Genomic DNA, 14,115 nt, shown 5'->3' with positions numbered 1-14,115 from the left:
ATGAAAACGATGGTAGAAAAACGAACCCCACTCGCAATCGAAGAAGCAGTTCGAAAAGTCATGAATTTTGCTAAAAATGGTTTAAAAGAGATGGTACCAATAGAATTAGCGTATGGAAGAATGCTAGCAGAAGATATAGTTGCTGATCAAGATGTTCCAGCATTTGACCGATCTCCTTATGACGGTTTTGCAATTAGATCGGAGGATTCCATTCATACGAGCACTGAAAATCCGACTATCTTTGAAGTTGTTGGTGAAATAGGTGCTGGTTCAGTATATCCAAAGGAAGTAGAGCCATTTCAAGCTGTTCGTATTATGACAGGGGCTCAAATTCCAGAAAAGTGTTCAGCAGTTATTATGTTGGAATTAGCAAAAGAATTTCAGAATGAGGGTAAAAACTATATAGAAATAAAACGTTCTTATAAAGATGGTGAAAATATTTCCTTTCGTGCAGAGGAAACACATAAAGGGATGGTACTTGCCAAAAAGGGTATGTATATCAATCCAGGAATCGTAGCACTTCTTGCTACATTTGGTTATAGCCAAGTTCCGGTAGCCAAAAAACCAATAGTCGGCGTAATCGCTACTGGAAGTGAGCTTCTTGAGGTAAATGAAGCACTAGAGCCTGGGAAAATTCGAAATAGTAATTCATATATGGTCCTTGCTCAAATCCAAAAAGCAGGGGGAATCCCAAAATATTTAGGGAAGTTTAGTGATGATTTTGAGACTTGTTATACTGAAGTTAAAAAAGCGTTAGAACAGGTTGATATATTGATCACTACTGGAGGAGTTTCTGTTGGTGATTATGATTATTTACCAGCAATCTATCAAAAATTAGGCGCATCAGTTTTATTTAACAAGATTGCGATGCGACCAGGCAGTGTAACAACTGTTGCCCAACTAAATCATAAATTGTTATTTGGTCTATCAGGAAATCCATCAGCTTGCTATGTTGGTTTTGAATTATTTGTTAGACCTTGTATTAAGACCTATCTATTTAATGAAACGCCTCATTTAAAACGAGTAAGAGCACGATTAGGAGAGAATTTCCCAAAGCCTAATCCATTTACAAGATTTATAAGAGGTAAGCTTCTCTATGAAGAAGAGAATTTAATTGCGACGCCTTCAGGATTTGATAAGTCAAGCGCAGTATCGTCTTTAGCTAGTACAGATGCCCTAATTGTACTTCCAGGTGGGACAAGAGGATATGAAAAAGGTATGACTGTAGACGTACTACTATTAGAAGATAGAGAAGGAAGTCAATGGCCGTGGTACGATTTTGTCCCTTCGTATAGATGACATATTAGTAAAAATAACAAAAATAAAAGATTCATTCTAAAGTGAAAAGTGAGGTGGCTTCTTTTGGGACAATCATTATTCAATGTTGTGGATACTCCTATAGTAGTTGAAGAAGTGTCGGATAAAGTAAAAAGTAGAAATGCTGGTGCGATTACAATTTTTATCGGTACAGTCAGAGAACTAACAAAAGAAAAGAGAACTTTATATTTGGAGTACCAAGCATATGTGCCAATGGCTGTAAAAATGCTATCGCAAATTGGTGAAGAAATTGAGCAAAAATGGCCAAATGCTAAAACGGCGATTACTCATAGAATAGGCAAATTGGAGATTAGTGATATAGCTGTTGTAATTGCAGTGTCATCTCCTCACCGTAAAGCTGCATATGAAGCAAATGAATATGCAATCGAACGTATTAAACAAATCGTTCCTATTTGGAAAAAAGAATTTTGGGAAGATGGAACAATGTGGATTGGTGATCAGCTAGAAAATACGCCATACCCGGATGGTAAACCAAATAAGGAGAAATGTTAGGATGATAAAAGTACTTTTATTTGCTCATTTACGAGAGAAAGTTGGAGTAGAAGAATTGACCTTAATTGAAAATGAAGGAATAAAGGTCAAAGACTTAAAGTCGTGGCTTACTAAAAATTATGATTTACAATCTCTTAATCAAGTTATGACTGCTGTTAATGAAGAATTTGTAACGGATGAAGATATTGTAAATGCCGGAGATATTGTTGCTTTCATACCGCCTGTAAGCGGTGGTTAAGGATATAGTTTCACATTTTAGGGGGTACGTGATTTGCATAAACATAATGAATTAGCTACTGTTTTCGCTGCAGTTTTAACAGTTAGTGATACTAGAAATGTTGAGACTGATGAAAGTGGAAAGTTAATTAATACGATGTTAACAGAACAAAACCATATAGTTCAGGATTATAAAATCGTAAAAGATGAAATCTCAGCGATCGTTTCAACTGTGAAATCATGGTGTAAAGTTCCAGACATTCAGGTCATTATTGTAACTGGTGGAACGGGTTTCACGAAAAGAGACGTAACGTATGAAGCAATTACTCAACTGTTAGATAAAGAAATGCAAGGATTTGGTGAGTTGTTTCGTTCGTTAAGTTATGCGGAAATTGGTCCTAAATCAATGTTTAGTAGAGCCATTGCAGGTAGTTTTAATGATAAAGCAATATATGTAATCCCGGGTTCAAAGAATGCTGTAAATTTGGCTATGTCTAAACTAATCTTACCAACTTGCCAACATTTTGTAGAAGAGCTAAATAGACAATGAACATAGCTGGAGTAGTTTTGGCAGGTGGTAGATCTTCTCGTTATGGAAAGCCGAAAATGTTTGAAACTTATGAAGATAAATATTTTTATCAATATAGCGTAGAAGCATTGAAGCAAAATTCAATCAGTCCCATAGTGATCGCGACCAATGAAAAATTGATTCAATATTTTGAGCAAGGTAATGTTGAATTCATTATTGAAGAAGAATCGGATGAATATCAGGGGCCATTATTTGCAATGTATAATGCATTTTCAAAAATTACTGATGCTGAATGGTTTTTCGTTTTAGCTAGTGATATTCCTTTTGTTTCAACTGAATTTGTAAAAAAGATGATTGATAAAGCTGAGAGAAGTCATTCCGATGCTATTGTTCCAATTTATTCGAATACACTTCAACCTCTATTTGCTCTTTATCATCGACGAAACCTTATAAAGATGGAACAACTTCTTACAGAAAACAAAAGGAAACTTCAACTGTTATTAAAAGAGATTAACTTATTGACTGTTCCGTTTTCTTCAAATGAATCTATTTTTACAAATATTAATAGTCCGGAAGACTGGGATCAATATAAAAAATAATAAATTCAATATCCATATTTTTTTTATAATAAAATTAGGGGGCTTTATCGTGAGCGATTTTACTCATTGGAATGAAGAGGGAAGACCTAAAATGGTTGATATATCTCAGAAAGATATATCAAAACGTGTAGCTACTGCGCAGAGTACTATTTCTATGTCAAAAGAATTGTATGATGCGATTCAAAACGGTTTAATAAAAAAAGGTGATCCTCTTAATGTTGCTCAAATTGCCGGAATAATGGGAGCAAAAAAAACTTCAGATATTATTCCAATGTGTCACCCTATTTCAATACAGGGAACAGATTTTACATTTGAATATGAAGAGACAACAAGTGGTTATGATTTAATCATACGTGCCACAGTTACTTGTAGTGGAAAAACCGGGGTCGAAATGGAGGCGCTAACTGCTGTTAGTATTGCCGGCCTTACTTTTTATGATATGTGTAAAGCCGTGGATAAAAGAATGGTGATTAAAGACACATTCTTGGTTCAAAAAACAGGTGGAAAAAGTGGAGATTTTTTTCATAAATAAGACGCTCTATTAGAAGAAAATGAAAGACTTAAAAAATCTAACTATTCAGTTGGATTTGAAATAATATTTTTATCGAATATAAATACTGAAATAGCTATGTCTTCTTCGATTTTAATATCTGAAAAAAGATTAACAAATTTAGCACCAACTAACTCTTCTAATTTAACAGGTGGATTGCTAGCATAGACTTTTTGGATCATTTTTGTCCTAGCAGAATGAACGATATCTCTTCCTTCTGGAGTTTTAGCAATAAAAATTTCAGTAGGTGTCAGATTCCCATAAATAGTTGATACTGCCATATTATCAACAAAAACTGTATGGATTCGTTCTGGTCCTTTGCCAAATAATTCTTTTCGAAGTTTTCGTATATTGTCATTAAATTCGTGAATGACTTTAGACATTGTATTTACCCCTTAATTAGTTAAGTCTGATTTATTAATCATAAAACAATGAGAAGTAAAAAAGAAGAGAAAATGAACTTTATGTGAACTTTTAATAATCATTAATACATTTTGGATGTGTTGAATTAGTAATTGATAGTTATTATTTCATCTATTCCATTTTATAAAAAAGGCGGAATGGCATATTAGTATGGATTGCTAATAATCTTTTCCACCATGAATGCGCAAATCTATTTAATTGGATAGGTGTATTTATGGTGGTTTTTTTGATGCTAAAAAATTCATTTAAGCAAATTACTAACAGTTTTATTATCAAGATTTGAAAAAATTCAAAGGAATGAAAAATATGATTTCAGAACAACAAATATTAAAAGCATTAGAACATGTCCAAGATCCAGAATTGCATAAGAGCCTTATAGAATTAAATATGGTTAGAAATATTAAAATTGCTGGAAAACGTATTGAATTGGAAGTTGTATTAACTATTCAAGGTTGTCCATTAAAAGGAAAAATTAAGGAAGATATAGAAATTTCTCTTAAAGAGATTGGAGCAACAGAAGTTTCAATAACATTTGGTTCAATGACTGCCGAGGAACGTGCTACATTAACGAAAAGTCTCAAGAAAAATTCAGCTACAAATAATGGCATGCCTAGTATGTTACTACCTGATTCTGGAGTTCAGTTTATTGCAGTATCAAGCGGAAAAGGTGGAGTAGGAAAATCAACCGTCACAATCAATATCGCTGCTGCCCTAGCTCGATTGGGAAAAGAAGTTGGTATTTTAGACGCAGATATTTACGGTTTTAGTATTCCTGTTATGATGAATGTGGATCAAAAGCCAACTATGATTGATCAGACGGCAATTCCAGTCATTAGTCACGGAGTTAAAGTTATGTCGATGGGTTTTTTCACAGACAATAATAACCCTGTTATGTGGAGAGGGCCTATGTTAAATAAGTGGATTCAAAATTTCTTAGCAAATACGCATTGGGGAAAATTAAATTACTTATTACTTGACTTACCTCCGGGTACAGGAGATGTCGCAATCGATGTAGCCGCAATGATTCCACAGGCTAAGGAAATTATCGTCACAACCCCACATCAAGCAGCATCTTACGTAGCATCTAGAGCTGGGACAATGGCTAAACATACAAAACATAAAATCATAGGTGTTGTGGAAAATATGGCCTATTTTGAAGAAAAAGATGGTTCCAAAAATTATCTCTTTGGAAAAGGCGGCGGAGACACTTTAGCAAAACAACTTCAGACGGAATTAATAGCAAGAGTGCCATTTGCAAAAATAGAGGAAAGCCAAGATTCTTCCGTGTATGATGAAGATTCGATTGTTGGAGAAATCTTCACTTCACTTGCTGAAGATATTATCCATAGTAGATAGAAATTGAGCATTTAAAACCGATATTTTTAGTAGTCATAAATTCATTTTAGTTGCTCCACTATTAAAAAGGAGTTGAGAACTATGGATAAAGAAAGTTCGATTCTACAAATTGTTGGTTTTCAAAACAGTGGTAAAACAACCTTAATTGAAAAATTAATAAACAAATCAAACCAGAATAAGCTAGTAACCGCGACAATTAAACATCATGGACATGGGGGGACTCCAGATGGTGTTATAACTAGTAAAGACAGTAGTCGACACCTTGATGCTGGGGCAATTGTCTCAAGTGTTGAAGGTGATGGAGTCTTACAGCTAAGAACGAATTTTATAGACTGGAATCTCGAGAAAACGATTCAATTGTATCGATATTTTTCAGCAGATTTAATAATAATTGAAGGATATAAACAGGAAAATTATCCAAAAGTGGTATTAATAAGAAGTGAATTTGACTTGCAATTATTAGATACTTTATCGAATATTAAGTGTGTCATAAGCCATGTTCCTTTGGAAAATCATAGAATGAAAGATTATCATATATTTCATCTTCATGATGAGGAACAGTATGTAGAATATTTGATGAATATTGTACTCAAAAAAAAAGAAGGAGGAGATTGAATGGGATCTTGCAATGTAAATCATTCAATTGATGATGTACTTGTTAAATTAGCCTATCAAAAGGAGTATTTACCAGAAAGTTTAGCTAAAGAACTTTACCTATTAATACAATCAAGTCAGTCGCAATTAATATTGAATGACGTATTTCATCTTTTGAAAAAGTATGACTTAGTAACTCCAGAGGAACAAAAAAATAGAAATAAACACTTAAGTGATTTAATTAAAAAACTTTGATTGAAAAAATTGGGAGAGTTGAATGATATGATATTTAAGAGATTTCTATATGGAATAGTCACTTTTGTTGTTGTTTGTGCAGTTGTGATTGGACTTTATAGTCATTTTAATAAACAAGACAATACAGAAGCTAGTAAAGAAAAAGTAGCACTTACGATATCAGCGGCCGCTAGTTTAAAAGAAAGTCTAACGGAGGTCCAAAAGGTGTATGAAAAACAACATCCTAATGTAAAGCTTAGATTTAATTTTGGTGCTTCGGGAGCTCTCCAACAACAAATCGAAAAGGGTGCTCCAGTAGATTTATTCTTCTCAGCGGGAAAGGATAAATTTGCTCAGTTAGTTAATGATGGAATTATATTAGAAGACGAATACGTTGATTTAGTTGGAAATGAATTAGTTTTAGTAACACCTACTAATACTGAGTCAATCGTTAAGAAGTTTGAAGACCTTAAAAAGAAAGATGTTATGAAAATTTCAATAGGGATACCTGAGTCAGTTCCTGCTGGACAATATGCTAAGGAATCATTAGAAAATATGAACCTTTGGTCAAGTGTTGAGCAAAAAATGGTGTATGCAAAAGATGTAAGGCAAGTTCTATCGTATGTAGAAACAGGAAACATCGATGCAGGTATTGTCTATAAAACAGATGCACTTACTTCAAAAAAAATCGAAGTTGTTGAAGAAGCTAATAAACAAACACATCAACCAATTCTTTATCCTGTGGGAATCATTGATCATTCAAAAAGTCGTTCTGAAGCTAAGAAATTTTATTTATTTCTTCAAGGGGAAAAATCTAAACAAATATTTGAAAAATATGGGTTCACATCGAAATGAGGAGTTTGAATGATTGAAGAATTCTTAATCCCACTTAAGCTATCCATTAAAGTTGCTATTGTATCTGGGTTGATTGTTATTGTGTTAGGTACTATAGCAGGAAGGATTCTATCAAAGAAAACATTTAAGGGTAAGATTATATTAGAGACTATTCTTATGCTACCTTTAGTCCTTCCACCAACAGTAGTCGGATTTTTGCTTATTGTTTTATTTGGTAGGCAAAGTATTCTAGGTAAAACAGTCGAGTGGTTCTTTAAACAACCAATCATATTCACATGGTGGGCAGCCGTCATTGCTTCTATCGTTGTCGCATTTCCACTAATGTATCAATCAGCAAAAACTGGATTCCGAGGTGTAGATCGTGAAATAGAGGATGCTGCAAGAGTTTCTGGAGCGAATGAATGGCAAGTCTTTTTCTTTATTTCAATTCCACTTTCATTCAATTCTATAATTACTGGAAGCATTTTAAGTATTGCTAGAGTACTTGGTGAGTTTGGAGCTACGCTTATGTTTGCCGGTAACATCCCAGGTGAAACACAGACAGTCCCTACAGCAATTTATTTGGCAATTGACTCTGGAAATATGAAAATGGCTTGGCTTTGGGTTCTTTCAATGGTGTTGATTTCTTTTATAATGTTAATCTTTGTTCAGTTTAAACAAAAATGAGAAGGTATTTTTATCTGGTGAAAAATAAATAACCAAGATATATAAAATACCTCCTCCTTATGACAATTTCCTAATTTGTTACTAATATGTAAGTTGAATTGTCTTAAAAGTATTCATTCAACATGGTGAGAAATTGATTGTAAATATACAGACTTGTATGTATAATAACTTTCAAGGTAGATCTAATTAGTATTTTTTGTTATCAGTTAATCAAAAATATGCTTTATAAGAATACTAATTCTGCTATGACAACTTTTTTTACTTATTAGAAATTCAAATAAAGAAGATTATTAAGGATAGGAGGTATATGAAATGAGTGTCTTTCATTCAGGTGAACGATTAGTTCAAGAATTACTTGGAGTAGAAGAATTCGCAAATTCAGTAGGAACGATGATTAAACCTACTATTTCAGATAGATTTGAAGCTTTTTTAAATGAACAAAATATGCTTATGATTGGATCTATGGATAAAAATGGGCAAGTTTGGAGCTCCTTTATAGCAGGTGATCCTGGAATAATACAAGTAATTGCGCCAAATAAAATACGAATCAATACGAAAATAAACGAGTTTGACCCGTTGTTCTCTAATATTGAAGAAAACAAAGAGATAGGGGTAGTCGTTATTAATTTAGTTTCAAGAATCAGGATGCGTATTAATGGTGTGATTTCTAAAAACTCAAATGGATCTATAGAAGTCCAGGCTGAACAAGTATATGGAAATTGTCCAAAATTTATTCAGGCAAGGAATTTCTCATATAAACCTGATATCAATAAACAAAATAAGGTTGCTTATCGTGAAAAAAACCTTACTCAAAGTCAACAAGTATGGATCAATCAATCAGATACATTTTTTATTGCAAGTTCAAGTTCTGAAGGGAAAATGGATGTTTCACACAGAGGTGGAATGCCCGGATTTATAAAAGTTTTCGAAAATGGATCATTGATGTTCCCTGACTACTCAGGCAATAACTTGTTTAATACGTTAGGAAACATTGTTCAAAATCCAAAAGTAGGATTATTATTTATTAATTTTGAAAATGGGGATATTCTACAACTTAGTGGTGAAGCACATGTTATTTGGGAAATGAATGATGACATGTTAAGTCAATTTCCAGGCGCAGAACGGTTGGTAGAATTTCAAGTGAAAGAAGTCATTCAAACCGATACTGCAGGATACTATCAATGGGAATTCATAAAATATTCTCCTTTTAATCCAAAAGCAATTTAATAAAAGAAGTAACAATAGATAGAAATAGAATAAACAGGGGAAGGGGAGGATTAAACATGACTTCACAATTTAATACTCCATTATTTACGGCATTAGTAGAGCATGCGCAGAAAAATCCAATACAATTTCATATACCCGGTCATAAAAAAGGGATGGGTATAGATACGGAATTTAAAGAGTTTATCGGTGAAAATGCTCTGGCAATTGATTTAATTAATATTGCACCATTAGATGATCTGCATCAGCCAAAAGGAATTATCAAACATGCACAATCCTTAGCAGCAGAAGCATTTGGTGCAGATTATACCTTTTTTTCGATTCAAGGAACCAGTGGAGCGATTATGACAATGGTGATGAGTGTTTGTGGACCTGGAGATAAAATAATAGTTCCCCGTAATGTTCACAAATCAATCATGAGTGGAATCATTTTTTCAGGTGCAATACCAATTTTTATTCATCCTGAAGTTGATCCAACACTTGGGATATCACATGGGGTTACACCTGATTCAATAGAAAAAGCCTTAATAGAACACCCTGATACTAAAGCAGTACTTGTCATAAATCCAACTTATTTTGGTATTTCGGGAGATTTGAAAAAAATCGTAGATATTGCTCATGCGAGAGATATACCTGTACTTGTAGATGAGGCACATGGTGCACATATACATTTCCATGATGAACTTCCTTTATCAGCAATGCAAGTGGGTGCAGACATGGCTGCAACAAGTGTGCATAAATTAGGGGGTTCAATGACTCAAAGTTCGATACTAAATGTACAAGGTAATCTTGTTTCTCCTTCTCATATTCAAACGACTTTAAGTATGTTGACGACGACATCAACTTCATATTTGTTACTATCATCTTTAGATGTAGCAAGGAGACAATTAGTAACTGAAGGGAAATATTTGTTAGAAAAAACAATAAACATGGCAGAAAGAACACGTGCAAAAATTAATCAAATTGATAATCTTTCATGTGTTGGGCGTGAAATTTTAGATTCTAATGCCATTTTTGCGTTGGATCCTACAAAACTTCTTATTTCAGTTAAAGAGCTAGGAATTACAGGTCATGATGCTGAAAAATGGCTTCGAGAGAAATTTAACATAGAAGTAGAATTATCAGACCTATATAATATCCTGTGCATTATCACGCCAGGAGATACTGAAGGAGACGTATCAAAACTTGTTAATGCATTAAATGACTTATCTATAACTTTTCGAGATCAGGATCTCTTAAAAGAAGCTGCACCTGTATTGCTTCCAACGATTCCTAAGCTTTTATTGACTCCAAGAGATGCTTTCTATGCTGATACAGAAATCATTCCATTTGATGAATCAGTTGGAAGAATCATTGCCGAATTTGTTATGGTATATCCACCAGGTATTCCTATATTCATTCCGGGTGAAATGATTACAGAAGAAAACCTAGTTTACATTAAAAAGAATATCGAAGCAGGTCTACCAGTGCAGGGTGCTGAAGATTATGATTTGAAAACATTAAGGGTAATAAAAGAGACGGAAACTGCAAAGTAAAGATAAATTATTACATTACTTCCAAAAATTATCATGTAAATTAAATAAAATTTATTAATAAATAACTTGTAATTATACAGACCTGTCTGTATTATGTAATTGTAGAGCAAGAAAAACTCTAACTCATAAAGAGGAAGGATGAAAATTAATGAGTAAAGATATTAGACCTCCATTTACGCTTGAAAAGGCGCTAGCTAAAGTTAAATTTGCTGAAGATGCATGGAACTCACAAGATCCAGAACGCATTTCAATGGGATATACAGTTGACTCAGATTGGCGTAACCGAACTGATTTTATAAAAGGTAGAGATGAAATTAAAACGTTCTTAACAAATAAATACAAGAAAGAACAACACTATAAACTAATGAAAGAACTTTGGTGCTACACTGACAATCGTATTGCAGTACGATTTGAATACGAATACCAAGTTGCGGAAACTGGTCAATGGATGAGATGTCACGGAAACGAGCTTTGGGAGTTTGGTGATGACGGTCTTATGAAACGAAGAGATATGAGTGGAAATGATTACCCAATTAATGAAATTGATCGTCGTTATAAATAAAAAATATGAATGAAGGCATAAAAAAACAAAAAAAACACTAAGGGGAGAAAAATTATGAAATTACAATTAGCGTTAGATTTAGTTAACATTCAAGAAGCAATTCAAGTAGTAAAAGAGGTAGAAGAATTTATTGATGTAGTAGAAATTGGTACTCCAGTAGTCATAAATGAAGGTTTACACGCAGTTAAGGCAATTAAAGAGGCTTATCCATCATTAGAGGTTTTAGCAGATTTAAAGATAATGGATGCTGCTGGCTATGAAGTAATGAAAGCATCTGAAGCAGGAGCTGATATTGTCACTATTCTTGGGGTAGCAGAAGACATGTCAATTAAAGGTGCAGTATCAGAAGCAAAAAAACAAGGTAAACAGATCTTAGTAGACATGATTGGTATAAAAGATATCGCAGGAAGAGCAAAAGAACTTGATGAGTTTGGAGTAGATTACATCTGCGTTCACACAGGCTATGACTTACAAGCAATTGGAAAAAATTCATTCGAAGATCTACAAACGATTAAAAGCGTAGTTAAGAATGCGAAAACTGCAGTAGCAGGTGGAATCAAACTTAGCACATTACAAGAAGTAATAAATGCGAAACCAGATTTAGTCATTGTTGGTGGAGGAATTACTGGTCAAGATGATAAAAAAGCAGTAGCAGCAGAAATGCAAAAATTAATAAAAAAAGGATAGTGACATCTATGCAGACAACTCAATATTTAACTGAAATCATAAAAGAGATAAATCTTGCAACAGATCAAATACCTGATGACGCAGCTGAAAAGCTAGTCGATGCAATTGTACAATCAAATAAGATATTTGTAGCTGGGGCAGGCCGATCTGGATTTATGGTTAAATCCTTTGCGATGAGAATGATGCATATGAATTTAGATTCATATGTAGTAGGTGAAACGATTACACCTAACTTAGAAAAAGGAGATATGTTAATTATTGGATCTGGCTCTGGTGAAACAAAAAGCTTAATATCGATTGCACAAAAAGCTAAAAGTTTAGGTGGCGTCGTTGTCCTTGTTAGTATTTTTCCTGAATCAAGCATAGGTAAATTAGCGGATATTACGATTACTTTACCTGGTTCTCCTAAAGATAAGTCGAAAAATCATTATCAAACTATACAACCAATGGGTTCACTTTTTGAACAAACATTATTACTTTTATTAGATGCAGTTATCTTAAGGTATATGGAAAAAATGGGGCTAGATTCTCAAACAATGTATGGTAAACATGCAAATCTAGAATAAAATGTTGAAAAAATTCGCCACATTTATACAGAACTGTCTGTTTAAATGTGGCGAGTAAGATAACTTTTTAACAATCAAATACATTTAATTAAAGGGGAGAATTAAGATGAGTAAAGATATCAGACCTCCATTTACACTAGAAAAAGCGTTAGCAAAAGTTAAATTTGCTGAAGATGCTTGGAACTCTCAAGATCCAGTACGTATTTCAATGGGATACTCAATAGATTCTAATTGGCGTAACCGTTCCGAATTTTTTACAGGTCGTGAAGCAATTAAGAATTTCTTAACTAAAAAATTTGAAAGAGAAACGAATTACAAGTTAATGAAAGAGCTTTGGAGCTATACAGACAATCGAATTGCAGTACGCTTTGAATATGAATATCAAGATAGAAATACAGGCCAATGGATGAGATGTCACGGAAACGAGTATTGGGAATTCGGTGAAGACGGACTTATGAAACGAAGAGATATGGCTGGAAACGATTATCCAATAGAAGAAAGTGAAAGACGATATAAATAAATCTGTTAAAAAACTTAGTTAGTAGTTAATCATCAAAATTAACTAGTATTTATCCAACCTCAGGTGAAGCTGTCGGGTAATGTACTCCCGGCAGTTTCTAGTTTATAAATTCCAACCACTATTTAAGGAGGAAAAACTAATGAAAAACGTAATTTTACGTCAATTAGATTTTATTCGTCGTCAAACTATTAATTATGTTAAAGATATGAGTGATCAAAAAGCGAAAATAATTCCAGATGGACTAAAGAATAATATCATTTGGAACTTAGGCCACATTTATGTTGCTCAAGAAAAATTTGCTTTTCAACTTACTGGAGAACATACAAAATTTCCTGCTAATATGAATAGTTTATTTGATCCCGGTACGCAGCCTTCAAATTGGACTGTAGAGCCACCAACAATACCTCAAATGATTTACTTACTAAATGAGCAGTTGGAGAGAATTGAATTAACATTAGCTGATAAAATGAATCATGAAATACCAACGCCATATAACTCGTCGACTGGATTAAATTTTAATACTGTAGAGGAATTAATGGTCTTTTGTGTTTACCATGAAGCAATGCATTTTGCTGCTATAAAAAATATTAATGCACTAATCAATCAATAATTAAAACCGTTCTGAGATCAGAACGGTTTTTTTCATTATAAACATAAGTTAAATTTTGTAGTAAGGTGTTTCATGATTTTAACTTACCAATCGATATATTAACACGATAATTGCCGTGTTTTAACAATTCTGCAAGAAGATCATCAAGTGCTTCATTTGAGGTGAAATGAGCAGTCAATAGAAAGCAACCTTCACCACTTATTCTATGAACTTCGGTAATTGATTCCTCTTTTTCATAAAACGTTCTAAATGCTAAGTGGTTAGATGACTCTAAAAATATTGTAATAAATGCAGTAATTGGCATTCCCAGCTTAGCCTTGTTTGTTGCAATGGTATATTGCTCGATAATCCCCATATCCTCTAATCTACGTATACGATTTCCCACAGACTGTCCTGTCATATGAATTAATTGACCTATGTCTTTCCATTGCATTCTTGAATTCTCTTTTAATAATGCTAGTATCTTGAGATCTATATTATCAACCAAAATTAAAAATCCTTTCATCATGAAAATAGATACTAATAAACCGTTTCACCAACTTGTTCAGCTTATTAGACC

The 14,115-nt window shown here is 33.4% G+C and carries 20 protein-coding genes; 18 read left to right on the top strand and 2 right to left on the bottom strand.

Annotated features, from left to right (window positions below):
* Positions 1-9: 9 nt before the first annotated feature.
* The 6 genes from CAB05_RS19415 to moaC all read left to right on the top strand — a co-directional run bounded on the left by CAB05_RS19415 (position 10) and on the right by moaC (position 3,706).
* Positions 10-1,299 carry a molybdopterin molybdotransferase MoeA gene (locus tag CAB05_RS19415; RefSeq protein ID WP_088003237.1) on the top strand — a complete coding sequence of 430 codons (1,290 nt, stop codon included), beginning with the start codon at positions 10-12 and terminating at the stop codon, positions 1,297-1,299.
* A gap of 63 nt (positions 1,300-1,362) precedes the next feature.
* Positions 1,363-1,830: a molybdenum cofactor biosynthesis protein MoaE gene (locus CAB05_RS19410; protein ID WP_088003233.1), complete on the top strand. Its 468-nt coding sequence runs from the start codon at positions 1,363-1,365 to the stop codon at positions 1,828-1,830.
* A 1-nt stretch (position 1,831) separates the two neighbouring features.
* Positions 1,832-2,068: a molybdopterin converting factor subunit 1 gene (gene moaD / locus CAB05_RS19405; protein ID WP_088003230.1), complete on the top strand. Its 237-nt coding sequence runs from the start codon at positions 1,832-1,834 to the stop codon at positions 2,066-2,068.
* 33 nt (positions 2,069-2,101) lie between these two features.
* Positions 2,102-2,596, top strand: coding sequence for a MogA/MoaB family molybdenum cofactor biosynthesis protein (locus CAB05_RS19400; RefSeq protein WP_088003227.1), 495 nt, complete (start codon positions 2,102-2,104; stop codon positions 2,594-2,596).
* Entirely contained in the window at positions 2,593-3,174 is a 582-nt protein-coding gene (locus tag CAB05_RS19395; protein WP_088003224.1) for a molybdenum cofactor guanylyltransferase, read from the top strand. The genes CAB05_RS19400 and CAB05_RS19395 overlap by 4 nt, the downstream gene beginning before the upstream one ends.
* Positions 3,175-3,223: 49 nt before the next feature.
* The gene (moaC, locus tag CAB05_RS19390) at positions 3,224-3,706 is read left to right on the top strand and encodes a cyclic pyranopterin monophosphate synthase MoaC (RefSeq protein WP_088003221.1); all 483 of its coding nucleotides are present in this window, start codon (positions 3,224-3,226) and stop codon (positions 3,704-3,706) included.
* A gap of 41 nt (positions 3,707-3,747) precedes the next feature.
* Here the strand turns inward: moaC and CAB05_RS19385 are convergent, their stop codons facing one another.
* Positions 3,748-4,107, bottom strand: a complete 360-nt coding sequence (locus CAB05_RS19385) for a Na-translocating system protein MpsC family protein (RefSeq protein ID WP_088003217.1) — start codon at positions 4,105-4,107, stop codon at positions 3,748-3,750.
* Between the two features lie 346 nt (positions 4,108-4,453).
* Between CAB05_RS19385 and CAB05_RS19380 the strand changes: the two genes are divergently transcribed.
* The 12 genes from CAB05_RS19380 (at position 4,454) to CAB05_RS19325 (ending at position 13,556) form a co-directional block, all read left to right on the top strand.
* A complete protein-coding gene (locus CAB05_RS19380) occupies positions 4,454-5,503 on the top strand; it encodes an Mrp/NBP35 family ATP-binding protein (protein ID WP_088003212.1) in 1,050 nt (349 codons plus the stop codon).
* Between the two features lie 81 nt (positions 5,504-5,584).
* A complete protein-coding gene (mobB, locus tag CAB05_RS19375) occupies positions 5,585-6,118 on the top strand; it encodes a molybdopterin-guanine dinucleotide biosynthesis protein B (protein ID WP_088003209.1) in 534 nt (177 codons plus the stop codon).
* Positions 6,119-6,352 (top strand): group-specific protein, encoded by a 234-nt coding sequence (locus CAB05_RS19370; protein WP_088003206.1) that lies wholly within the window; start codon positions 6,119-6,121, stop codon positions 6,350-6,352. It abuts the gene before it with no gap.
* 30 nt (positions 6,353-6,382) lie between these two features.
* Positions 6,383-7,186: a molybdate ABC transporter substrate-binding protein gene (gene modA, locus CAB05_RS19365; protein ID WP_174567305.1), complete on the top strand. Its 804-nt coding sequence runs from the start codon at positions 6,383-6,385 to the stop codon at positions 7,184-7,186.
* A 9-nt stretch (positions 7,187-7,195) separates the two neighbouring features.
* Complete coding sequence (gene modB / locus CAB05_RS19360; RefSeq protein ID WP_088003199.1) at positions 7,196-7,852, top strand: molybdate ABC transporter permease subunit; 657 nt, start codon at positions 7,196-7,198, stop codon at positions 7,850-7,852.
* A 312-nt stretch (positions 7,853-8,164) separates the two neighbouring features.
* Positions 8,165-9,079: a pyridoxamine 5'-phosphate oxidase family protein gene (locus CAB05_RS19355; protein WP_088003196.1), complete on the top strand. Its 915-nt coding sequence runs from the start codon at positions 8,165-8,167 to the stop codon at positions 9,077-9,079.
* A 56-nt stretch (positions 9,080-9,135) separates the two neighbouring features.
* Positions 9,136-10,611, top strand: coding sequence for an aminotransferase class I/II-fold pyridoxal phosphate-dependent enzyme (locus tag CAB05_RS19350; RefSeq protein ID WP_088003193.1), 1,476 nt, complete (start codon positions 9,136-9,138; stop codon positions 10,609-10,611).
* A 148-nt stretch (positions 10,612-10,759) separates the two neighbouring features.
* Positions 10,760-11,173 carry a nuclear transport factor 2 family protein gene (locus tag CAB05_RS19345; protein WP_088003190.1) on the top strand — a complete coding sequence of 138 codons (414 nt, stop codon included), beginning with the start codon at positions 10,760-10,762 and terminating at the stop codon, positions 11,171-11,173.
* A 54-nt stretch (positions 11,174-11,227) separates the two neighbouring features.
* Positions 11,228-11,860: a 3-hexulose-6-phosphate synthase gene (hxlA, locus tag CAB05_RS19340; RefSeq protein WP_088003187.1), complete on the top strand. Its 633-nt coding sequence runs from the start codon at positions 11,228-11,230 to the stop codon at positions 11,858-11,860.
* 8 nt (positions 11,861-11,868) lie between these two features.
* A complete protein-coding gene (gene hxlB / locus CAB05_RS19335; RefSeq protein WP_088003184.1) occupies positions 11,869-12,426 on the top strand; it encodes a 6-phospho-3-hexuloisomerase in 558 nt (185 codons plus the stop codon).
* A gap of 106 nt (positions 12,427-12,532) precedes the next feature.
* Complete coding sequence (locus tag CAB05_RS19330; RefSeq protein ID WP_088003181.1) at positions 12,533-12,946, top strand: nuclear transport factor 2 family protein; 414 nt, start codon at positions 12,533-12,535, stop codon at positions 12,944-12,946.
* 139 nt (positions 12,947-13,085) lie between these two features.
* Positions 13,086-13,556, top strand: a complete 471-nt coding sequence (locus tag CAB05_RS19325) for a DinB family protein (protein ID WP_088003177.1) — start codon at positions 13,086-13,088, stop codon at positions 13,554-13,556.
* Positions 13,557-13,626: 70 nt separating this feature from the next.
* On the opposite strand, the gene CAB05_RS19320 is transcribed toward CAB05_RS19325, so the two are convergent.
* Positions 13,627-14,061 (bottom strand): Lrp/AsnC family transcriptional regulator, encoded by a 435-nt coding sequence (locus tag CAB05_RS19320; RefSeq protein WP_088003475.1) that lies wholly within the window; start codon positions 14,059-14,061, stop codon positions 13,627-13,629.
* Between the last annotated feature and the right edge of the window lie 54 nt (positions 14,062-14,115).

Source organism: Gottfriedia solisilvae, assembly GCF_002128405.1.
GTDB classification, from domain to species: Bacteria; Bacillota; Bacilli; order Bacillales; family Bacillaceae_G; genus Gottfriedia; species Gottfriedia solisilvae.
The sequence above is the reverse complement of the archived record's forward strand: the minus strand, read 5'-3'. Positions and strand labels throughout refer to the sequence as shown.